We start from the raw sequence: 20,288 nt of genomic DNA, 5'->3' as shown, positions 1-20,288 counted from the left end.
TTTCAGAACGGAGCGTCCGGCGATCCGCGGCTCGGTCCCTCGTTTTTCATCGAACGTTCCATCGGGTTCGACCCGATTTCGGTGTCGCCCTCCGGATCGGCGGTCACGTCTCCCGTCTCGAGATACGTCTGCTCGAGGTCGGCGAGCTGCTCGTTGATCGCCTCGCTCTGGTGGTGCATGGGTGCCGCGCGGACGCGGATGAGGTCGTACTCATGTCGTTCAGAGAGCCCATTCCACGCGCGGAACGACCCGATCGTCAGCGTGTGGGTCTGTGGACAGAATGGAGTCGTCGGCGTGAACTCGGCACGGAGTACGCGGTCGATGTCGTCCGCCTCGACGGCGTCATCAGCGTCGTCGCGTTCGACGGCGTAGCGGTAGCCGGCGCTCGTGTGCCGCGTGTCGAGATTCAGCCGGGCGAGATTGTAGTTGAACGTCATATCGTACACCTTTCGGTCCTCGAAGCAGTCGCGCGTGAGACGGTGAAACGCGACGTGGTCCGCCCCGGTGAGCAGATCATGAGGTTCGAGGAACTCGCCCGGCCTCGGGACGTGATCCGAAACGAACTCGTCGTACCCGTCGAACAGGTCGCTGTCGTCGGACCCGAACAGCGACGGAAAGCTGGGCATACCCAGTTGTTCGAGATCGTGAGGGGTACTCCTACTCCCGTACATGTTCGGATGGCGGTCTCCTCGTCCGAAAACGGTCGGGTATCAACCGTTCACAAACCGGCATCCGAGGAGGTAGCCACATCCGATCGCACCGATTACCGACCCGAGAATTCCGATCACGCGTACCGGTTCGTACTGAAGGGCAACTCCCACCGATTGTACGGCGACACCGGCTCCAAGCAATGCGATCGTCACACGTGCCGCGCGTGGGTTCGCCCCCGTGAACTGACCGCCGGTAATTGGGAAGAATAGGTACGCGTATCCGACGATTGTGAGCGGAAAGAATCCGGCGAGGATGAGCGTTCGATGGACGGCGAGCGATATCGGATCCCCGAACCCGAACGCCACCGGAACGACCGACACGACGGCGGTCCCTCCTGCGATCGCACCGAGTGCGATCCCGGATACACCGACCCGTCTGCGATTCGTTTTCAGAATAACGAATAGCACGAGGGCTGCATACCCGAGCATCGCGAGTGTCGCGAAAACGCCGCCGACCCGGAACCACGGATCGATCCAGAGGAACGTCCCCAGAAAGGCCGGCGCCAGGGCTCCGGCCACGAGCACGATCCAGACGACGGGGCGAGGTAACGAGACGTGGAAAAACGCCGTCAGCAACCGCATGCCGAGCGCGTAGATTAGCAGCGTTGCGAACCCGGTGAGGTAGTAGTGGGTGACCTGTGCTACTGTGACCGTCCCGATTCCCAAAGGGGCGACGGTCATGAGGAGAGCAACCGTTCCGACGAGGAGATAGCAGACAGCAACCGGAATCATCGCTGTGGCCAGTCGAGTCGAGCGTTGGGATCGTCCACTTCCTCCAAGTGTTCCAGCTACTGTGCCGACCGCAGCTGGACCGACAGTCGCCAGCAACGACCCGACGAAAATGAGGACACCGGTCGTCCAGAGCGTCACACCAAGGGGTCTCAGGAGAATCCCCGCCGTAACGAACTGATCCGCCACGAGAAGGCTGACACCGACATAGGCGAGCCCGAAGTGAATCCCCGCGAGTCGCTGATCGACGAGGGTCTTGCCGACGTACGAGGGAAGCAGAAGGTACGCCATTCCGAACACCATCGGACAGACGAAGCCGAACACGCCGATCAGGACGGCAACCTTGTTTGCCCCACCGAGCAATGCGAGAAGCGAGCCCACGAACGACCCGACGCTCGCCACCGTGAAGCGTTGTGTCCACGTCCACAGTCCAGTTGGTCCCGTGTTCATGAGTGTTGACCTACGCTCAGGACGATCCCCGGGCGTTCTGCTGGCAAATCTAGTCGTCGGCCGCCTCATCGAGATCGTGCGCTCTGCGCGGCGAGAATGACCCCAACACGATCCGATCAATCGAATGCGGGCTGTGACGGACCAACATGAGGACCAAGTTGGACACGAACGCCACGACGCCGACGCCCACTAGCAGTCCGCCGAGGTGCCCCGGCGTTCCGGCGACTTCCAGTAGGTTCGCGCCCACGATCAGTGCGCTTCCGCCCCCGAGGAGTACCCCGTCGATCGCGGCGATCCGATCGTCGTAGAGGTCGTCGATCATCGGGACGTCCTCTAACCCTAACAGATCGCTGTACCGGTTGACCCAGATGACAAAGGGAATGATGTGATACAGCGTCCCCACGACGACGAACCCGATTGCACCCAACAACAGCAGATGACCAGCGTTCGCCGCGCCGAGCAGGTGATCGCGCGTCAACGGGTCAGATATCCACGCGGGTACTGTGACGGCGATCCACAGCGCGAGCGCTCCCACTGCCACCATGTACCGCGTGTGCATCGGGGTCCGTTCGACCTGCATCTCGTACAGTTTGCGTGCCAAGATGAGAGAGAACGCCGACGCGGCGAACAGGATCAGCAGACCGCCGACCCGCGCGGCGGGGGCGTGACCCACGAGTCGACCGACCGCGAGCACGACCACGCCGATGGGATGCGCGATCTCTTCGATGGACCGGAGACGGTGGTCGATTCCGTGGAGTTCCGTCTGCGTGAACATCGTTCCGAGCTGGTACAGCGCGCCGTACACCGTCGTGAGAACGGCACCGAAGACCGCGAGGGTCGCGTGGGCGCCCACCACCCTGGACCGGCTGACGCCGATTCGCGAGAACGTCGGAACCGTGAAATCGATCGCGAGGAGGACGCCCAGAACGGTCAACAGGAGGAAGAAGCCGAGCGCGCCGAGGAAGTGCCGTTCGGTGACATCGTACTCCTCGACCGTGGCGAGCGTTCGGATGATGTTGTACGCGAACGCCCAGAAGCCGACGAGCATGAGCGTGGCGAACGGGATCAGCCACGCTGTCTCGACCAGGAGGAATGCGACGACGAACCCAGAGAGACCGGCGACGACCAGCCCCAACTGTACGTTTGCGAGTCGCTGCGAGTGGAGGGTCGCGCCCGACCAGACGGGCACGAACTGCGTCATCGCCCCCATGATCGTGATACAGATCCAGCCGGCTAACAGGAGATGGACGTGAGCGAGCCGGCCCAGTCCTGGGACAGCGTTCAGATGTAAGCCAATCCCCAATCCAATTCCCGCGACGAGAAATACGAGACCGACAACAAAATGCCGTAATGGGACCGTCATTGGGGGCTGTTGGTCCGCTTCGATATTCCCCGGGATGGCACCCATAAATCAGGGTACGTTCTCCATATACCTGACAGGACCACCGAACATGTTCTCCTGTCGCCGACCGTGGAACACGTTTTAATGGTGGAGAGCACCTCTGGATCTGGCTACGCGCTCCGGTTTCGAGCCGGAACGACAGGCGACGGTTTAGCCGTTGGTGATAACAAAAATGAATATCAACACGCACCTGTTCGTTCCAATTTCACGATAGTGCCGGCCCAGCGGTAGCTGAAGCCGCAGTACTCGAGTTATACTGCGAGTGTTTCGACGAGAATTGCCACGAGGACGGCCCCAAGAAATGCATTCGAGGCGTGGAAACTTCTGTAGGCGGCCGCCTGTTCGTCTTCGGAATTTCGCTCATTGACATCATACTGCTTGACCACGCTTCGAACAAACACTGCTCCGAGCACCGTGGTGGTGAGGGCATAGAGTACACCAAAACCTGTGATGACCCCCAATAACACCGCGACGATCAGAGTGAGTCCGAGCCAGGCGAAGATCCGCTGACGTGCGGTCCGCACACCGGCGACGACCGGTAACATGGGATACTCGGCCCGTGCGTAGTCCTCACGGTGGGCGATGGCAAGATTGTAGAAATGTGCCGGGGTCCAACAGCAGACCACGAGCGCGAGGAGAACCGCCGAGAGACCGACGGTCCCGGTCACGGCACCGTACCCGATCAGCGCGGGCAGCGCTCCGGAACCGCCCCCGATCACGGTGTTCCATCGGGTCGTCGGCTTCAACACGACTGTGTAGACGTACGCGTAATAGATGATTGCCGCCACCGTGAGCACGGCCGCGAGCGCGTTGACGAACGTCACCATCACCGCCATCGAGGCGACAACAAGCGCGACGGCGAAGCCGGTGGCGCGTCGAACTCCGACCCGATCGGTCGCGATCGGTCGATCAGCGGTCCGTCGCATCTTGCGGTCGCGGTCGCGCTCGTACACGTGGTTGAACGTCCCCGCCGCACCGATCCCGAGGACACCGCCGCCGAGGGTCGCCACGACCGTCACGCCGTCCAGTTCAGCGCCGGTCGCGACGGCCAGTCCCATTCCCGCCAGCGCGAGCAGGCACAACAACCACATCAATCGGGGCTTCGTCAACTCGAGATACGTCCGCATCCGATCGCGGACCCGAGTTGACCCAGGTTCGGACACCGGGGACGGAACGTCACCGTCAGACGCGATCGGCGTTACGCCGTGATTCGGCCCGTTCAGTGTTCCGCTATCAACCGGTCCCCCCGCGGTCGTCTCTACTCTGATTACGAGCGTCGCGAGGAGGAAGGAGAACACCGCGATCCCGCCCAACAGGTGGACGCCGTCGAACGGCACGACGTTGGTTCGGCCCGCCAGCCCAACACCGGCCTGTGCCACGTACGTGATCACCGCCACGATCGTTCCGACGCGAACACCACGCGAGGCCGCCGAGTACTGGGCGAGAAGCGCCGTGGTGGCGAGCAGGCCCCCGACGGCCACCGCGGAGGCCTGGTGGACCGCGGCGACCAGCGAGCCGCCGTCCGCGGCGGCGGTCGCTCCGAGCGCGACGAGCAGGTACGTCCCCACGACTGACCAGGTCAGCAGCGTCGTGAGGCGTGGTCGATCCATACCTCCGGTCCAGCTTCGGACCCTGCGTCGTTTCCGCCGAACATATTCGGAGGTACCCTCATGTCCGGTGCACGTCGGACGTACGATAATGGCTATCGACCACGCACAGGCGGACGTCTGCGGCTGCGTGCGGCCCACCGCCTGCGTCGATCGCAACGGCGGGCTGTACCTCGTCGCGATCAGGCGGATCGGAACAGGTCGCGACGCTCGAGTTCGGACCGGTGAGGTGAGCGATCGCCTCGACGTCTCGCCGTCGAGCGTGACGGAGATGTTCGATCGATTTGCCGCTTCCGGACTCCTCCGATACGAGAAGCAAGCCGGGGTCGAACTCACCGATCGGGGGAGGGAGGTCACGCTGGAACTCGAAGCGTGCCAGTGTGCCGTCCGGACGTTCTTCCGCCGTCGAACGGGGTTCGATATGTCCCTCGAAGCGGGCTACCGTATCGGATACGTCCTTCTGGACGAGGCGATCGAACGCCTGCGAGCGCTCGTCGATGGTACGGCAAACGCGTGTTCCGCGACCCCGCCGAACGGAGCCGACCGATGCCCGTTCGCGGGAACCGAGCATTAACCGCCGCGGACGGTCGCGTCCCCGAATACGTTCGGGGGAACACGCACCTCCCCGTCGATACTTGAACGGATATGGCCACTGAGCGAAACGAGATCGATCGTCGCCTGGATGTCCGAGAGATCGACGGCGAACCGTTCGGCGACATCATGGCCGAGCTCGAAGCGCTCTCCGACGACGAGACGCTACTGTTGATCAACAGCTTCGAGCCGGAGCCGTTGTATCAGGTCCTCGAAGAACGCGGGTTCCAGTATGAAACGATGTCTGACGGGTCCGACGTGTGGTATATCGAGATTCGACACGAGTGACCTGATTCCGAGGGATCTGTCGATTCCCAGTATGACCGCTTCAGGACCGGTACCCACGTGAATTCGATTCCCCTCGAACATGTTCGTGTAAAGCTTATCCTTTGGACAACAAGAAATATATCCTGATGGTTGAGCATTCAGATACTGCACCGCTGTTCACCGCGACGCACGGAACGAGCGATCACGAGACGTTCGAATTGGAAGACCACCTGGGTGACGGACCGATCGTGCTCGCGTTTTTCCCAGGCGCGTTCACGCCACCGTGTACGAACGAGATGGTCGCGCTTCAAGACAATCTCGAGTCATTCCAAGAGGTCGGAGCGACGGTCTTCGGCGTGAGCGCCGATTCACCGTTCTCTCAGGGTGCTTTCCGTGATGAACACGGAATCGAGTTCGATCTCGTTAGCGACATGAGCGGTGATGTGATCCAGCAGTACGGCCTTGAGATCGATATCGAAGAGCTCGGACTGTACGGAATCGCGAACCGAGCGGTGTTCGTAGTTGATGAGACGGGAACGGTGACGTATCGCTGGGTCGCAGACGATCCAACAAATGAGCCGGATTACGAGGAGCTGCTCGAGGCCGTGAAGACGGCAACCGAGTAGAGCGATTCCACTACGACAGACAGATCCTTGCTCATGATCGCGTAATTCTCCTTCCAAGGCTACTCTACATTCGACTATGACCTCTGAACGGCATAACACGGAACGACGGCGAAATCGTCGCGACAACGTATCTGATACTGGGATCGACGTCCGCTGCGTCCGGAGACGGTTACAACATCATACGGCACGGATCGAACGCCGTCAGGTCGGAGAGGCGCTCTCCAAACTCGAGACGCAGGGTGGCCTCACCGACGAACAACGGCAAACCGTCCGGCTGCTCGGGGGTACTCTCGCTTGGCGGCTAATTTCGAACTTCGAGTCACCACTGAACGGACGTACTCAAAACAAGCAAGCAACCGCCCGCGCTGTCGCACGATTGTTTAATCTCGTTCCAGAGAGTCATTTTGATGATAAGTGCGAGCAGCCGTGATACACTCATCTTCGTGTGGCCCGGGTGTGTTCATGGACCGCGGCTCGAAATTCACTTCCGTCCGATTCCGTACTCGACATACTTATTAAGTATTTAAAACCCCGTATATGGTGGTAGATGGCCGTTTCAACCCCGATATTGGGGAACAGTATATATTATATATGTCACTACGATGCCTCTGTTGAGATGGGAAGCATCATGTCACAAGACCTCAGCAGGCGGAAGATGGTTGCAGCGCTCGGGATCGGAGCGGTCGGCGCGGTGGCCGGCTGTATCGGCGCGCCGGTGAACGCGGAAACGCCCCCACCGGAGGACCCGAACGAAGAAGTCGTCCCCGAACTGGACCCTGTACGTGACGTCCACGTCGACCGGATCGCGGCCGATCCGACCGACGTCCCGGCGCCTGTGAACTGGGACGAGCCGCGCGAACACGACGTCACTCTTCGAACAAAGGAGCTTGTCGCGGAGGTTGAGCCCGGAGTCACGTTCAAGTACATGACCTTCGAGGGACAGGTTCCCGGGCCGATGATCCGCGTCCGGCGGGGCGACACCGTCAACCTCCGGTTCGAGGTCCCGGCCGACGACAACAGCGACATCCACAACGTCGACTTCCACGCCGTGTACGGCCCTGGTGGCGGGGCCGTCGACACGACGCTGGTGCCCGGTGACGACGCGGCGGAACTGAGCTTCCGCGCCGAGTTCCCCGGCCTGTTCACCTACCACTGCGCGGTGCCGGCGATGGACCACCACGTCAGCTCCGGGATGTTCGGCGCGATCCTCGTCGAGCCAGAGGCGGGACTGCCCGCGGTGGACCGCGAGCTCTACCTCGGTCAGCACGAGCTGTACACCAAAGGCGACCTCGGCGAGAAGGGCCACCACGCCTTCGATCACGGTGCGATGCTCGCCGAAGATCCGACGTACGTCGTGTTCAACGGCGAACACCACGGCTTCACCGAGGATCGGCTCGGACCGATCGGCGCCGAGGTGGGCGAGACCGTTCGCGTGTTCTTTGTGAACGGCGGCCCGAACCAGTCCAGCTCGTGGCACCCGATCGGCAACGTCTGGTCGCGGCTGTACCGCGACGGCGACCTCGTCTCCCCGCCAGCGCGATACGTCGAGACCACGCCGGTCGCGCCCGGCACGGCGACCGTCGGCGAGATGGAACTCGCGGTCCCGGGCCCGATCAAGATCGTCGACCACGCGCTCTCACGGGCCGGACGCCGCGGCGCACTCGCGGTCGTCGACGTCGAGGGGGAGCCGAATCCGGACGTGTACGATCCCGGATCCGACGAGTAGGTTCGGATAATTCGTTGGGTTTTGTTTCCAAGAAGCTTGTCCGATGTCTTGATTCAGGACGGTCGAATGAAGAGGATATTCGTGGGCTCAGTTGTCAACAGAGGAGTTTCGGCTCTGACATCCCGTCTTTGTCGGCGAACATGTTCGGACTAATTCCCATTAAACAGGGTTTGTCCGGTCCCCTATTTACATGAACTGGCTAGCGCGTACATGGTTGGTGACGAGACTGGACGATCCCAGAGTGATGTTGCACGGCGGCGATTTCTCGCGGCCGTGGGTATCACCGGTACCGCGGCGTTCGCGGGCTGTTCCGCGAAAAGTATCGGCGCTCCGGTAGCTGCGGGCGACTCAGAAGACGCCGAAGGAGTGTCCGACGGGACCCATTCCTCACCGGATCTCGAACGGTGGGTCGACGAAATACCTCGTCCGGGTGTTATCGAACCGAGCGGAACGAAAGATGGCCAGCCTCATTACGAGGTGGAGATGGCCGAGATCGAACAGAAGCTCCACCGCGACCTTCCGCCGACGACCCTGTGGGGCTACGGCGGGCAGTTTCCCGGCCCGACGATCGAAGCCGAACAGGGCGAACCGATTTACGTTCGGTGGCAGAATCACCTCCCGGACGAACACCTGCTCCCGGAGGATCCGACGATCCACGGCGATATCATCCCGTACGACGAGCCGGGTGCCCGCGTCGTCCCGCACCTCCACGGTGGCAATGTCGAACACGAGAGCGACGGGAAACCGCAGGCGTGGTTCACCCGCAACTTCGAGCGGACGGGCCCCGACTTCGAGAAGAAGGACTACTACTACGCGAACGACCAGCCGCCCGCAACACTGTGGTACCACGATCATTCGCTCGGCATCACGCGACTGAATGTCTACGCCGGCCTCGCGGGGTTCTATCTGATCCGGAACGACCACGAACGAGAGCTCGATCTTCCGACGGGCGACAACGAAATCCCACTCGTGTTGCAGGACCGGAGTTTCAACGAGGACGGCTCGTTATACTACCCGACGGACGTCCCAGCGACAGAAGAGGATGAAAACGATTCACATCCCGACCCAAGCATCGTTCCGCAGTTCTACGGTGACACGTCGACGGTCAACGGGAAGGCGTGGCCCCGACTGTCCGTCGATCCCGAACAGTATCGGTTCCGCCTGCTCAACGGGGCCAACAGCCGATACTACAACCTCAAGCTGCTCGAATACGACGATGAATCGGGCGACACGGGTGAGGCGGGGCCGCCGTTCGTCCAGATCGGGAACGACGGCGGGCTCCTCTCGAAACCGGTCGAGACCGCTGACCGTCTCGAACTCGGATCGAGTCAGCGCGCGGATGTCGTCGTCGACTTCAGCGAGTACGCGGGCGAGACCCTGCTCCTGCATAATAACGCCCCGGCGAAGTATCGCGGGACGAGCGGAATCGGGCCGGAGGACTCCGAACCCCTCCCGGAGGTCATGCTTATCGACGTGGCAGCCGCGGAGAGCGAGCAGGAGCCAACGCAACTCCCAGACGAACTGACGCAGGTCCCCGAGATTCCGATCGAATCCGTCGACACCGAACGCTTCCTCACGCTCGCCCGACAAACGGACGAGTACGATCGGCCCCTCTACGCACTCGGGACTCGCAACGAAAAGATCGGGTACGAACTCACGGACCCGGTCACCGAGACCCCGACGCTTGGGGACACCGAGATCTGGAGTCTCGCCAACTTCACGGGGATGTCCCACCCGATACACCTCCACCTCGTTCACTTCCAGGTGTTGGGACGGCAGTCGGCTGCTGATTACGATCCCGCCGAAGACGACATCGATCTGGACGCGCTCGATGCCCCCGAGTCGTACGAACTCGGGTGGAACGACGTGGTCACCGTCGACCCAGGTAATGTGGTACACGTGATCGCACACTTCGGGGAGTTCAAGGGGCTGTTCTCCGATCAGACAGGTGATTATATGTGGCATTGTCATATGATCGAACACGAGGACCACGACATGATGCGACCGTTCAAGGTCCGATCGCCCGATGACGAGGGTGGAAGCGAGTAGTCGTCGACGGGGCCGATCTGACGGGAACATGTTCGTCCCAACCCTGTTGTCGATCCGTGCCACACGTTGAGACGCATGAATTTAGGCAAACCTAAAAACTATCGAGCGGACAAGTCATCCATAGCCAGCGCCCAAGCGGCGGTCCAGACAAACGACCGCGGCGCCTGCCGAACGGGTGATTCGGTATGACGGCCGTTGACTTCGACGCGGAACGGACGTACGACGACGAGAAGTTCTCGACAGTCGAAGTATTTCGGAGCGAACAGATGAAAGTCGTCTGCGGCTATTTCGAACCGGGACAGTTTATCCCGGTTCACGCTCCATCAAGTGACGTGGTGATCGATGTCCGTTCCGGCACCGGGCTCATCCGCGACGGGGATGCGGAACACCGCGTCGAACCAGGAGATGTCGTGACCGTCGGAGCGGACACCGACCGCGGTGTCAAGGCCGACGACGACTCGCGGCTCGAAGCGCTGCTCGTCACCGCTCCACCGCCGACCGACGCCGAACACGAACCGGTCCGCCGAGGACTCCGAACCGACGAATTCGATCCGACCGATACATGACGACGATACACACCCTCAACGAACTGGACGGACAGCCCCACGCCAACGTCTTCCCCGACGCTGAACCGAAGACGATCAGACTCACTCTCGACGCGGGCGGCGAAGTCGCTCCTCACTCGCATCCCGACCGCAAAATCGTGTTCCATCTCATCGAGGGGGCGATCGAGTTGGAACTCGACGGCGAGACACATGAGCTGTCGGCAGGCGACGTGGCTTGCTTCGACGGGGACCAAGAGATCGCTCCCCATGCCGTCGAGGATAGCACTGCACTAATCGTCTTGGCGTCTCGGTCAGACGAGTAGCCAGAGGAGAGTGGTACTGCCTCTGTACACGGAAGACTACCTCTGGTGAAACCTCGGTCTTCAGACGCACTATGGTAAGGAACTACCGGTCGCTGAAGACTGCAACCTTGGTCTCAGAGGGAAAATGCGTCGCGTCTGCCTCTAGATCGCCAAGGCAGAACGCTTGCTCCAGTATCTCAACTACATCTGATCCGTGATGCTATGGAACTTTGCCCGAGCAGAGACACCTAACTTCCGCTGAAATCTCCACTTTTCGAACTTATACTAGAGGCGCGACGAAGAACACTTTATTCCGCTGTCTGCGACTACTCCGGTGCTACAACATCTTCACACACTGGACACTCGGCCCACACGCCCTTGGTGCCGTCGTCCTTCTCATATTCAACAAGAATCCACGCCTCCGAGATGTCCTCACCACATTCCGGGCAATGACCGAGAGATGATTCGTCAGCGGTCATGGAAAGGGATGGAAGAGGCGTGTGACAGTGTTCCTTCCAAACAATTGTCAATCGGCCTTGAACGTAAGCCTTTGGCGGCTACTCGGGTCGAACGCACCGAATTTCTAGGGAATACAGATCACCAGTAGGATTAACTCACAACCACCAGAACTCTGGATCCCATGAGTGTCCGCACAGTACTTACACGGCTACTACTCGGTGACAAGACTGAGGTAGTCGTGGAGAGCCGCCAGTGCGGTGAGAATCTTTCATCGGGGGCAGATGAGTGTCCCACATGTGGGTCGGATGAAATAGAGCGCCTCCAGATTTGAGTAGACTACCGCGGTTGGGATACATCGGTTAATGTCGTCAATCAGGAGAATTTGCGTGGCTGCGAGACTCTTCTCGAAACCGTTTCCACCAGTGACGTGAATGGACAAACGTGACGTACCTCCGTTTGATCCTAGTTTACCTGAATTGAGCCGCTAAGGCCCCTTCCTCAACGAGCGACCGGAGGGAGCGAGTAGGGAGGGGATACAGCGCCGCACGATTCTCAGACACGTTCGACGCTCGGACCACAGGGCCACCGCCACATTTATGTTGAAATTAAGTGTAAACACAGGCGATGGATAAACACGAAATCGAAGGCCACGAAGTCATCGACGGGACGGCCAAAGCCACCGGCAACGGCGCTCACGTCCTTGTCCCGAAACGATGGCGTGGCGCGGACGTGAAAGTCGTCAGAACTACCGACCCCGACGAGTAGCACCACCCGATGAACTACAACTACAGGTATCGACTTCGACCGTCCGACGCCCTCGAAGAACAGTTAGCGTGGACTGTCGATACCTGTAGACAGGTCTACAACCACTTCCTCCACCGCCTGAATCGGAACGACGACACCTCGTCGTACTCTGAACAGAAACTCCTGCCGAGTCGGCTCTGTTGAAATCCTCAGAGAGTTACATGTTCACCGTATAATTCGACGAGATGAAGCCCCTCCCGAAGTCGCAGATTCTCCGGTTTACTGAGAAGGCGATCCATCTGGCCCGCCGAGCAGTTTCTCGGTACTCCTCAAAGTTCTCCAAACACCGCTATACACTTCCACAGCACGTTGTTCTGCTGTGCCTCAAAGTTCGGAAGAACACGACCTACCGTGGACTGCTTGACGAGTTAATCGAGATGCCACGTATTCGTCGAGTTCTTGGATTAGCTGAACTACCGACGCCATCAACGCTCTGTAAGGCGTTCAATCGCCTTGATATGGCTGTCTGGCGTGTCATACTGACTCTCTCAGCGGCGTTACTTCCAATGAGTGGAATTGTTGGAGTCGATGCTTCGGGGTTCGACCGCAGTCACGCCTCGAAACACTACACGAAACGAGCCGAGCTCACAATTCAGCAGCTCAAGGTGACACTGCTGGTCGATACGAAGGTGAACGCCATCCTTGATTTGCACGTGACGACGACTCGAAAACACGATAGCCAGATCGCTCCGTCGTTGATCAAGCGCAACCCCGAGTGTATCGATATTCTCCTCGGAGACAAAGGCTACGACGATCAGAAAATCAGGCGGCTCGCCCGGCAACACGAGGTTCGGCCACTGATTAAGCATCGTGAGTTCACATCACTCCACAAGGCATGGAACGCACGCTTAGACGCTGATCTCTACGGACAACGAAGTCAATCCGAGACTGTGAACTCAACACTCAAGCGAAAGTATGGTGCGTTTGTCCGGTCACGGCGCTGGTGGAAGCAGTTCCGTGAACTCGCTCTTAGGTGTCTTGTCCACAATATCAATCGATCACTTTGAGGACGTAACAGAAATATCTCAACAATCGTATGGCGAATCAAAAATCTCTGTGCTTATGCGGTCTCCCCACATCAGAACATGAATATCGATACAATATCCGTCATACTCTTCAAATATGCTGGTCTCAAACGCTTTTTCAAGAGTATTATTCCCGGACTGAACGGTTACATCTATCTTACACCGCTCGTCGGGAAATTCATCGGACACAACAACTGGTTCTCGTTCAGACGGTTGCTCTATTGGTCGAGCATGCGTAGATGTATGAACCTCTTCACCGTCACATTCGACGATTATTTCGGCATTATCAGCGATTTCCCCTTGACCGGTCTCCTGATCTATACCAGAGACTTCTGATAATATCAGTCGATTCAAGATGTACCCATTTTGAAAACGACCGATACAGCCAGTGAGTGAAGTTATAGCTACAGCAGAGGTTCCGAGGAGGGCTCGTCTCCGCATAATACATTCTATAAGTAGAGCGATTTATTATTCCATCGAACTTAAGTTCTACAATCGGACTGATGACTCTGACTGTTGGGAGGTAAACGACCCCTCTGAATTAATCACACCATGAGAAATGTTTGAAGAAGAGGATTTCAACAAAGCCGCCGAGTCTCAAGAAGTGGTGGAGCGACCTAAAAACCGTTCACTCGAAGGTGCTACAGAAGGTCGTTCAGCGGTTGTACGACAACCTCTCGACACTCCAGGGCCGGAAAGAGAACGGCTACCGCGTTGGGACGCTCAAGTGGAAAGCACCGGGTGAGTACCGCAGTTTCACCTACAGTCAATCCGGCTTCAAGCTCAAGAACACGAGCGGTCGGACCCGACTGTGGCTCTCGAAGCTCGGAGAAATCCCCATCACCTTCCACCGCGACCTCCCCGACGACGCCGAAATCAAGACCGTCACCGTCAAACGCGAACCGACCGGTAAGTGGTACGCCATCCTCGGTGTCGAAACCCCAAACAACCCACCGGAGAAGCCGGAGAATCCCGAGAAGTGCGTTGGCATCGACGTGGGGATTCTCAAGTACGCCCACGACACGGACGGAACCGCCGTCGAATCTCTCGACCTGTCCGCCGAGCGGGAGCGGTTGGAACGCGCCCAACGCAACCTCTCGCGGAAACAGCACCGGTCTGCGAATTGGGAGAAACAGCGCCGAGTTGTGGCCGAACGCTACGCCGAGTTGAAGAACAAGCGCCGCGACTTTCTTCACAAACTCTCGAACTACTATGCCCGCGAATACGACCTCGTGGCCGTAGAGGATTTGGACGCAAAGGGGTTGGTCGAGCTACCGGGCAACTCTCGGAACCGCGCAGGTGCAGCGTGGGGGACGTTCCTGCGGATGCTGGAGTACAAGTGTAAACGCGAAGGGACACACTTCGTCGCTGTGAACCCGAGAGGGACGACGAAAGAGTGCGCGTCCTGCGGCGTTTCAACCGAGAAGCCGTTGTGGATCCGGGAACACTCGTGCCCGGCGTGTGGGTTTGAAGCGGATAGGGACGCGAACGCGGCGTGGAACATTCTTTCTCGCGGTATCAGGAAGCGGTTAGGAGCGGGACGCTCCGAATCAACGCCTGTGGAGACTGCGCTCCCTGTGGATACCTCGGTATCTGCAAAGTGCGTCGTTGAAACAGGAAGCCCCACCCTCAAGGAGCGAACGGCGTCAGCCGTGAGCGAGTAGGGTGGGGTAGTTCACTAGAAGTACCCCGTTTAGATAAGACGATTTGATACGGCCGAGTTGACCGAGAAGATCATGTCGATCGTGCCCTGAACACACTCGCGATGAGGTACGCGTACCCGAACGCACCAAAGAGCGTGAGCCAACGGCCGAGAGTGATCGCTTGTGTCGAAAGAGACGCCGTCGAGGAATTGAAGACGGCGATCACAGCGGCACCGAGGATCTCAATCCCGAGTCCGCAAGCGAGCGCAGCGATCGCTACGCTCGCGGAACGGTTCGACGACCCGGGAAACGCGCCCAGCCGCGGCGGATAGAACTGAAACGATGTTCCGACGATCATCAGGCCGAGAAAGCCGAGCAGGTTGACTCGGAGGTGGGTCTCGATCAACGCCGGAGACGTTCCGCCGACTGCGAAGAGACCGCCGAAAAGGACGCCGATGACGCCGAACGTCGCGCTTGGGAGAAGGGCGTACAATCCGATTCGGCGTTTGTCGGACTGGAACCACATTCCGAAGACGACGAGCGCGAAGCCGACCATCGCGATCACCATCAGAGCGGCACCGAGTGGGAGCAATCGTTCGTCGACGAACCCGCCGGCGATGATCCCGGGGGCAGTCGCGGCAACGGGTAGGACAAGGGCGGCCGACGATCGGGTCGGATGTGCGCCGAGGAACCGCGGAAGCAGTCGAAAGCCGAGCGTGACCACGAGCAACGTCGCAGCCCCGGCGGCCAAGAGATGCGTTGCGGCAGCCTGGACGCCGATCAGCGGCGGGAGTTCGCTGGCCTGTCCGGCGACGTTCTCGTAGCTACCGGCGAGGAGATACAGGAGAACGATCGGGACGAAGCGATTCGCGAATCGGTCGAGCGGCCGTCGGTCGGCGTTGTGATCCCCGGTTCCAGTCGTCCCGCGTCGGAGTGGTCCGGCGATCGTCAGTACGATTGATCCGACGAACACGGCGACGCCGACCGCCCAGAGCACACCGCCGAGAACGCCGAGGTCGACACGGAAGCGACGAACGAGAAGCGGGTCGAGCGCGAAACACGCAGTCCCCATAACGATGAAGGGAAACTGGACCATCGGGGCGTGTTCGAAGACGAGATCAGCGTCGAAGTACGCCGGCACGAGGGCGTAGGATTTGCCGAAGATGACGTGGAACACGAACCCGAACACGCCCAACGCCACCGTCGTGCGTCGCGGGAGGCCAGCAACAGTGGCAACCTGCCAACAACAGAGTGCGATCACCCCGATGAGAACGTATCGACGCGACCAGCGTGAGATTTCAGCGGCCATGGTTCACTTCTGCTATTCTCGAGGTACTTGATCTGTTCTGTCAATTGCCCGTTACTCGTCGGCAACCGATTTTGTCCGAACGTAGTATGGCCCATCCCAATTTCGGACCCACTCCGGAGCAGCAGGGTGCGATTGTAACTGATTCGCCTCGTACGATTCGTCCGGGAACACAGTTCCCTCCTCGTCAGTTCCGTCCTCCCAGGGTATTTCGAACGTTACTGGTTCCCGATTTTTGGCGGGAGTCAGTTGTTTGTCTGCCCCATCGTCTAGGTGGTACGGTCCGTCGACCCATTCTTGTGGATTGAATGTGACTGCTATATCTGATTTTGTATTTGTCATGGTAATCGATATTCCGGTGTGTTCTCATATTCTCGCAGAAAGACCGAAAAGGGATAGGATGACTCTCACTCCGTGGGATACGAAGCGGCACTCATCTCCAAATCCACGTGAGAGTCTCCGTTCGCCTCCGATCTGACGAACCGATATCCACTGAGATCGGGGTACGAAGACGAATCCATTTCCCCGGTGACAGCGAATGGTGAATATGGCACAGGCTCGACTCAACGTTGATCTCCCAGACGGACCGTGGGTCGGTGAGGTCTCTCGGGAGTTCCCGGAGGCGCGGATTCAGGTACTCAGTGCGACCCCCGGAGACGGTGCGGGGTTCGCGCTCGTGAAGATCACCGCTGACGATATTGATGAAATTCTGGACGCGATAACGGTCCACGACACGATCGAGGAAGTCTCGGTAATGGCGTTGAGTGACGGGGTTGCCACCGTCCAAGTCGAGGCACATGCACCGCTGTTGATGGCGGCTGCACGGCAGGCCGGCATCCCGATCGAGATGCCCGTTGAGATCGAGAACGGAGTGGCCCGAATCGACGTCACCGGCGCCCACGAGCGCATCGCCGACTTCGGGAAGATGCTTCGAGGCGTCGGTGCGGAGTTCGATGTCGAGTACGTTCAACAGCGGCTGAACCCGGCTGAATCGCTCACCGAGCGGCAGCGAGAGCTGTTGTTCGAGGCGGTCGAACGCGGTTACTACGACGTGCCACGCACCTGTACGTTGACAGAGGTCGCCGAACACGTCGGGATCGCGAAATCCACGTGCAGCGAGACACTCCAACGCGTGGAACGAACGATCGTCCGGGAGTTCGTCGACGATCTCCCTCGAAATCCGCTCGAATTCGATCCCGGCACAGACACCGATACGTAGAGCGTCGGTCTCAACGATTCGTGACGAATGGGAGGTCGTCGGGATTGCACCCGTGACCCCCGACCTGGCTCTCCGCAAAGCGGAACGTAGCGAACATGTTCGCACAGACATGGAGGCGTGTCCGTCTCATACATATTCTCATGTCCACACGGAACCAGCAATCAGACCGCGAACGTACCACGGCTGCCTCCGAAACCAACGAGTTGGCACCCTCATTTCTCGATGAGGAGCATGATGCGTCGTGGTCCGCAAACCTCGAACAGGAACGGTACGCTGACGATCGAGAGACGCTAATCGAGCACGCCCTTGCGGCGATCAATCAGACGGAACCTGACTACCACGTCAACCTCGTCACGCATCCGAACCACGGCACTCCCGAGGAGTACCTTGAGGCGCCGATCCACGACCACTACCCGGACGCAGAGACCAGCGTCGTCGATCAGTGCGGTTGTGGCGGCTACGTGTATCGCGTCCAGCAGTGAGTTGTGAAAAAAGCTCCTCAGAAAGACCTCTCGACTTACATGCGTTTACTGGGCCACGACATCCGGCTTGAGCGCACCGACTTCATCGAGGATCGCGTCGACGTCGTCCTCGGTGACACCGTTCTCTCTGAGCGCTTCGGCGAGGTATGTCGCAACGCGACCGAAGGCTTCCCCGGTGATTCCCATTCCCTCGTGAGCAGCCTGCATATCGGCGCCGTCGTATGATACCGGGCCGCCTGCTACGGCACTTATGAATTGTACTTGGTGAGCGTACAGCGCATCACGGTCGATATCTTCGAAATACGGCTGAAGAAGTGAATCTGAGAAGACACGATCATAAAAATCGGCCACGACAGATTCGACAGCTTCATTTCCGCCGATCCTTGCGTAGATTGTTTGCGTTTTCGCCACTACTGTCACTTAATATCTCAAGAATAAGACTGCTCGGCTCTGTTGAAATCCTATTCTTCAGACACATTTTCGTCTGAAACGGGTAGTCGATGAAGAGTGCTTATGGTGTATTGCCTAGCATAAATATAATTAGGAATATCACCAACCCAATTCCTACGGCGATGGCCATTAGAAAACCGATCCTCAGAAGAAGTATTAGGTTTTTGTTGTTATCGGGAATAAATCCGGAGAGACCGTACATGGCGAGGGCTAGGCCAAACAAAAATGGAAGTGATGTACTTAGTGAGGATAAATAGAATTCTACTGAACCTGTACTAAGCGTAAATAAGCATACACAGAGGCCAACGAACGTCATAATTCCATACCCAACCTCTCCACCCCGTTTTTTAACGATCGTATCTCTTATGCCCAGTAGATATCCTGTGAAATCAGTCATATGTCTGGAATCGTTGGACTCGGTATATGTCTTGGGGAGCCTTCTAATAACCGGCTGAGTTTCCATTTCAAGTGTTTTTTATTGCTGTACTGAGCGCTCTTTGAGTCCCCTGTATTGACCGTTCAGAGTGATCGGTCGATGTTGTGACTGAGACAGGCGATGGTGAGCTCACGGAACTGCTTCCACCAGCGTCGTGACCGGACGAACGCACCGTACTTCCGCTTGAGCGTTGAGTTGACAGTCTCGGATTGACTCCGCTGGCCGTAGAGATCAGTGTCTAAGCGTGCGTTCCATGCCTTGTGGAGCGATGTAAACTCACGATGCTTGATCAGTGGACGAACCTCGTGCTGCCGGGCAAGCCGTCTGATCTTCTGGTCGTCGTAGCCCTTGTCACCGAGCAGAATACCAATATCTTGGGGATTGCGCTTGATCAATGACGGCGCAATCTGGCTATCGTGGCTCTGTTGAAATCCTATTCTTTAGACATTTTCACACATGAAACAGCCGGTCGCTGAAGGGTGTGAATCTATCCGTTCAAAAATAGATCACGGCGAACCAGCAAGAATACGATTGCTACCAGCGGTATTGCGATATAGACTACCGGGACTAACCCAAAAGTAAAACTGTCAAATGTCGCTCGAATTAGCGTAAATACCGCAACTACGAGCGTCCCATACCAACCGATACGCCTCTGCTGATATATTCGAACTGCTAAGAAAATGAATATAGCCCCTGCGACAACCCATTGTAAGCCGGCAAGTACCTGATAGCTGCTTCCCGCTTCAATGGCCGGCCCTGAGAATGGAACCAGAAAGGCTAACCAAAACGAAATGACTGCGAACACCACTAATCCAGCTACAAAGCTGAGAATATCTACTGGTGGATGATTCCTGTCCTCATTTTTAAAAAGATCAGCAATGTTCCAGCTCATCTGGGTGAGGGTAGCAGTACAATCTTAGCGAACCCACTTAATTACCTGTATTGACCGTTCAGAGTGATCGGTCAATGTTGTGACTGAGACAAGCAATAGTGAGTTCACGGAACTGCTTCCACCATCGTCGGGAGCGAACAAACGCACCGTACTTCCGCTTGAGGGTTGAGTTGACTGCCTCGGATTGACTCCGCTGGCCGTAGAGATCAGCGTCTAAGCGCGCGTTCCATGCCTTGTGGAGCGATGTAAACTCACGATGCTTTATCAGTGGCCGAACCTCGTGTTGCCGGGCAAGTTGCCTGATCTTCTGGTCGTCGTAGCCCTTGTCACCGAGTAGAATGCCAATATCCTTGGGGTTGCGCTTGATCAACGACGGCGCAATCTGGCTATCGTGTTTTCGTGTTGTCGTCACGTGGAGATCGAGGATTGCGTTCACTTTCGTATCGACCAGCAACGTCACTTTGAGCTGCTGAATCGTGAGTTCGGCTCGTTTCGTGTAGTGTTTTGAGGCGTGACTGCGGTCGAATCCTGACGCATCAACTCCAACGACACCGCTCGTCGGAAGTAG

The 20,288-nt window shown here is 58.2% G+C and carries 22 protein-coding genes and 3 pseudogenes; 13 read left to right on the top strand and 12 right to left on the bottom strand.

Features of this window, described 5'->3' with window-relative positions; translation table 11 throughout:
* Nucleotides 1-2: 2 nt before the first annotated feature.
* From B4V04_RS00330 to B4V04_RS00315, 4 genes are all read right to left on the bottom strand, one after another.
* Nucleotides 3-626, bottom strand: a complete 624-nt coding sequence (locus tag B4V04_RS00330) for a DUF7998 family protein (protein ID WP_095638133.1) — start codon at nt 624-626, stop codon at nt 3-5.
* A gap of 84 nt (nt 627-710) precedes the next feature.
* On the bottom strand, nt 711-1,889 hold the full coding sequence (locus B4V04_RS00325) for a hypothetical protein (RefSeq protein ID WP_144928144.1): 1,179 nt from the start codon (nt 1,887-1,889) through the stop codon (nt 711-713).
* Between the two features lie 49 nt (nt 1,890-1,938).
* The gene (locus B4V04_RS00320; protein WP_095638131.1) at nt 1,939-3,297 is read right to left on the bottom strand and encodes a heme-copper oxidase family protein; all 1,359 of its coding nucleotides are present in this window, start codon (nt 3,295-3,297) and stop codon (nt 1,939-1,941) included.
* Between the two features lie 245 nt (nt 3,298-3,542).
* Nucleotides 3,543-4,901, bottom strand: a complete 1,359-nt coding sequence (locus B4V04_RS00315) for a heme o synthase (protein ID WP_095638130.1) — start codon at nt 4,899-4,901, stop codon at nt 3,543-3,545.
* An 88-nt stretch (nt 4,902-4,989) separates the two neighbouring features.
* Between B4V04_RS00315 and B4V04_RS00310 the strand changes: the two genes are divergently transcribed.
* The 7 genes from B4V04_RS00310 (at nt 4,990) to B4V04_RS00280 (ending at nt 11,025) form a co-directional block, all read left to right on the top strand.
* The gene (locus B4V04_RS00310) at nt 4,990-5,472 is read left to right on the top strand and encodes a metal-dependent transcriptional regulator (RefSeq protein WP_095638129.1); all 483 of its coding nucleotides are present in this window, start codon (nt 4,990-4,992) and stop codon (nt 5,470-5,472) included.
* Nucleotides 5,473-5,543: 71 nt separating this feature from the next.
* Nucleotides 5,544-5,777, top strand: coding sequence for a DUF2249 domain-containing protein (locus tag B4V04_RS00305; RefSeq protein WP_095638128.1), 234 nt, complete (start codon nt 5,544-5,546; stop codon nt 5,775-5,777).
* 125 nt (nt 5,778-5,902) lie between these two features.
* The gene (locus B4V04_RS00300; protein WP_095638127.1) at nt 5,903-6,382 is read left to right on the top strand and encodes a redoxin domain-containing protein; all 480 of its coding nucleotides are present in this window, start codon (nt 5,903-5,905) and stop codon (nt 6,380-6,382) included.
* 655 nt (nt 6,383-7,037) lie between these two features.
* Nucleotides 7,038-8,108 (top strand): copper-containing nitrite reductase, encoded by a 1,071-nt coding sequence (gene nirK, locus B4V04_RS00295; protein ID WP_186313446.1) that lies wholly within the window; start codon nt 7,038-7,040, stop codon nt 8,106-8,108.
* 210 nt (nt 8,109-8,318) lie between these two features.
* Nucleotides 8,319-10,157 (top strand): multicopper oxidase family protein, encoded by a 1,839-nt coding sequence (locus tag B4V04_RS00290; RefSeq protein WP_144927944.1) that lies wholly within the window; start codon nt 8,319-8,321, stop codon nt 10,155-10,157.
* A gap of 185 nt (nt 10,158-10,342) precedes the next feature.
* Complete coding sequence (locus tag B4V04_RS00285) at nt 10,343-10,723, top strand: cupin domain-containing protein (protein ID WP_095638125.1); 381 nt, start codon at nt 10,343-10,345, stop codon at nt 10,721-10,723.
* Complete coding sequence (locus tag B4V04_RS00280; protein WP_095638124.1) at nt 10,720-11,025, top strand: cupin domain-containing protein; 306 nt, start codon at nt 10,720-10,722, stop codon at nt 11,023-11,025. Before B4V04_RS00285 ends, B4V04_RS00280 begins: the two co-directional genes overlap by 4 nt.
* A gap of 305 nt (nt 11,026-11,330) precedes the next feature.
* Here B4V04_RS00280 and B4V04_RS00275 read toward each other — a convergent pair whose 3' ends face one another.
* Complete coding sequence (locus B4V04_RS00275) at nt 11,331-11,483, bottom strand: DUF7837 family putative zinc-binding protein (RefSeq protein WP_186313447.1); 153 nt, start codon at nt 11,481-11,483, stop codon at nt 11,331-11,333.
* 604 nt (nt 11,484-12,087) lie between these two features.
* Here B4V04_RS00275 and B4V04_RS00270 point away from each other — a divergent pair.
* The 3 genes and pseudogenes from B4V04_RS00270 (at nt 12,088) to B4V04_RS00260 (ending at nt 13,274) form a co-directional block, all read left to right on the top strand.
* Nucleotides 12,088-12,228: a DUF2080 family transposase-associated protein gene (locus B4V04_RS00270; RefSeq protein WP_144049586.1), complete on the top strand. Its 141-nt coding sequence runs from the start codon at nt 12,088-12,090 to the stop codon at nt 12,226-12,228.
* Nucleotides 12,229-12,237: 9 nt separating this feature from the next.
* Nucleotides 12,238-12,399 (top strand): annotated as a pseudogene (locus tag B4V04_RS00265) (helix-turn-helix domain-containing protein); the annotation flags it as partial.
* 53 nt (nt 12,400-12,452) lie between these two features.
* Nucleotides 12,453-13,274: an IS5 family transposase gene (locus tag B4V04_RS00260; protein WP_498228393.1), complete on the top strand. Its 822-nt coding sequence runs from the start codon at nt 12,453-12,455 to the stop codon at nt 13,272-13,274.
* An 18-nt stretch (nt 13,275-13,292) separates the two neighbouring features.
* Here B4V04_RS00260 and B4V04_RS00255 read toward each other — a convergent pair whose 3' ends face one another.
* The gene (locus B4V04_RS00255) at nt 13,293-13,733 is read right to left on the bottom strand and encodes a hypothetical protein (protein ID WP_256419538.1); all 441 of its coding nucleotides are present in this window, start codon (nt 13,731-13,733) and stop codon (nt 13,293-13,295) included.
* Nucleotides 13,734-13,882: 149 nt separating this feature from the next.
* On the opposite strand from B4V04_RS00255, the pseudogene B4V04_RS00250 reads away from it, so the two are divergent.
* A pseudogene (locus tag B4V04_RS00250) lies at nt 13,883-14,956 on the top strand (RNA-guided endonuclease InsQ/TnpB family protein); the annotation flags it as partial.
* 70 nt (nt 14,957-15,026) lie between these two features.
* Here B4V04_RS00250 and B4V04_RS00245 read toward each other — a convergent pair.
* Entirely contained in the window at nt 15,027-16,136 is a 1,110-nt protein-coding gene (locus B4V04_RS00245) for a hypothetical protein (RefSeq protein ID WP_095638122.1), read from the bottom strand.
* A 652-nt stretch (nt 16,137-16,788) separates the two neighbouring features.
* Between B4V04_RS00245 and B4V04_RS00240 the strand changes: the two genes are divergently transcribed.
* Both B4V04_RS00240 and B4V04_RS00235 read left to right on the top strand, forming a co-directional pair.
* Nucleotides 16,789-17,460, top strand: a complete 672-nt coding sequence (locus B4V04_RS00240; protein WP_498228390.1) for a helix-turn-helix domain-containing protein — start codon at nt 16,789-16,791, stop codon at nt 17,458-17,460.
* Between the two features lie 140 nt (nt 17,461-17,600).
* A complete protein-coding gene (locus B4V04_RS00235; RefSeq protein WP_095638119.1) occupies nt 17,601-17,942 on the top strand; it encodes a CGCGG family putative rSAM-modified RiPP protein in 342 nt (113 codons plus the stop codon).
* Nucleotides 17,943-17,987: 45 nt separating this feature from the next.
* Here the strand turns inward: B4V04_RS00235 and B4V04_RS00230 are convergent, their stop codons facing one another.
* From B4V04_RS00230 to B4V04_RS00210, 5 genes and pseudogenes are all read right to left on the bottom strand, one after another.
* Entirely contained in the window at nt 17,988-18,353 is a 366-nt protein-coding gene (locus tag B4V04_RS00230) for a group I truncated hemoglobin (protein ID WP_186313448.1), read from the bottom strand.
* A 100-nt stretch (nt 18,354-18,453) separates the two neighbouring features.
* Nucleotides 18,454-18,789, bottom strand: coding sequence for a hypothetical protein (locus B4V04_RS00225; protein ID WP_498228388.1), 336 nt, complete (start codon nt 18,787-18,789; stop codon nt 18,454-18,456).
* A gap of 122 nt (nt 18,790-18,911) precedes the next feature.
* Nucleotides 18,912-19,253 (bottom strand): annotated as a pseudogene (locus tag B4V04_RS00220) (transposase); the annotation flags it as partial.
* Between the two features lie 62 nt (nt 19,254-19,315).
* On the bottom strand, nt 19,316-19,720 hold the full coding sequence (locus B4V04_RS00215; RefSeq protein ID WP_498228386.1) for a hypothetical protein: 405 nt from the start codon (nt 19,718-19,720) through the stop codon (nt 19,316-19,318).
* A 58-nt stretch (nt 19,721-19,778) separates the two neighbouring features.
* On the bottom strand, nt 19,779-20,288 hold a 510-nt coding region (locus B4V04_RS00210), incomplete at its 5' end, for an IS5 family transposase (protein WP_498228385.1).

The organism is Halorubrum sp. B52, assembly GCF_059752555.1.
Note: the sequence above shows the minus strand (reverse complement) of the source record. Positions and strands in the feature narration are given on the sequence as shown.

What these genes read in the sequence shown, in the direction of transcription:
- B4V04_RS00275 (WP_186313447.1), bottom strand. Translation starts at nt 11,483, where the DNA reads ATGACCGCTGACGAATCATCTCTCGGTCATTGCCCGGAATGTGGTGAG.
- B4V04_RS00225 (WP_498228388.1), bottom strand. Translation starts at nt 18,789, where the DNA reads ATGACTGATTTCACAGGATATCTACTGGGCATAAGAGATACGATCGTT.
- B4V04_RS00330 (WP_095638133.1), bottom strand. Translation starts at nt 626, where the DNA reads ATGCCCAGCTTTCCGTCGCTGTTCGGGTCCGACGACAGCGACCTGTTC.
- B4V04_RS00255 (WP_256419538.1), bottom strand. Translation starts at nt 13,733, where the DNA reads ATGCGGAGACGAGCCCTCCTCGGAACCTCTGCTGTAGCTATAACTTCA.
- B4V04_RS00285 (WP_095638125.1), top strand. Translation starts at nt 10,343, where the DNA reads ATGACGGCCGTTGACTTCGACGCGGAACGGACGTACGACGACGAGAAG.
- B4V04_RS00260 (WP_498228393.1), top strand. Translation starts at nt 12,453, where the DNA reads ATGAAGCCCCTCCCGAAGTCGCAGATTCTCCGGTTTACTGAGAAGGCG.
- B4V04_RS00270 (WP_144049586.1), top strand. Translation starts at nt 12,088, where the DNA reads ATGGATAAACACGAAATCGAAGGCCACGAAGTCATCGACGGGACGGCC.
- B4V04_RS00215 (WP_498228386.1), bottom strand. Translation starts at nt 19,720, where the DNA reads ATGAGCTGGAACATTGCTGATCTTTTTAAAAATGAGGACAGGAATCAT.
- nirK (WP_186313446.1), top strand. Translation starts at nt 7,038, where the DNA reads ATGGTTGCAGCGCTCGGGATCGGAGCGGTCGGCGCGGTGGCCGGCTGT.
- B4V04_RS00315 (WP_095638130.1), bottom strand. Translation starts at nt 4,901, where the DNA reads ATGGATCGACCACGCCTCACGACGCTGCTGACCTGGTCAGTCGTGGGG.
- B4V04_RS00305 (WP_095638128.1), top strand. Translation starts at nt 5,544, where the DNA reads ATGGCCACTGAGCGAAACGAGATCGATCGTCGCCTGGATGTCCGAGAG.
- B4V04_RS00300 (WP_095638127.1), top strand. Translation starts at nt 5,903, where the DNA reads ATGGTTGAGCATTCAGATACTGCACCGCTGTTCACCGCGACGCACGGA.
- B4V04_RS00280 (WP_095638124.1), top strand. Translation starts at nt 10,720, where the DNA reads ATGACGACGATACACACCCTCAACGAACTGGACGGACAGCCCCACGCC.
- B4V04_RS00290 (WP_144927944.1), top strand. Translation starts at nt 8,319, where the DNA reads ATGGTTGGTGACGAGACTGGACGATCCCAGAGTGATGTTGCACGGCGG.
- B4V04_RS00325 (WP_144928144.1), bottom strand. Translation starts at nt 1,889, where the DNA reads ATGAACACGGGACCAACTGGACTGTGGACGTGGACACAACGCTTCACG.
- B4V04_RS00310 (WP_095638129.1), top strand. Translation starts at nt 4,990, where the DNA reads ATGGCTATCGACCACGCACAGGCGGACGTCTGCGGCTGCGTGCGGCCC.
- B4V04_RS00240 (WP_498228390.1), top strand. Translation starts at nt 16,789, where the DNA reads ATGGCACAGGCTCGACTCAACGTTGATCTCCCAGACGGACCGTGGGTC.
- B4V04_RS00235 (WP_095638119.1), top strand. Translation starts at nt 17,601, where the DNA reads ATGTCCACACGGAACCAGCAATCAGACCGCGAACGTACCACGGCTGCC.
- B4V04_RS00320 (WP_095638131.1), bottom strand. Translation starts at nt 3,297, where the DNA reads ATGGGTGCCATCCCGGGGAATATCGAAGCGGACCAACAGCCCCCAATG.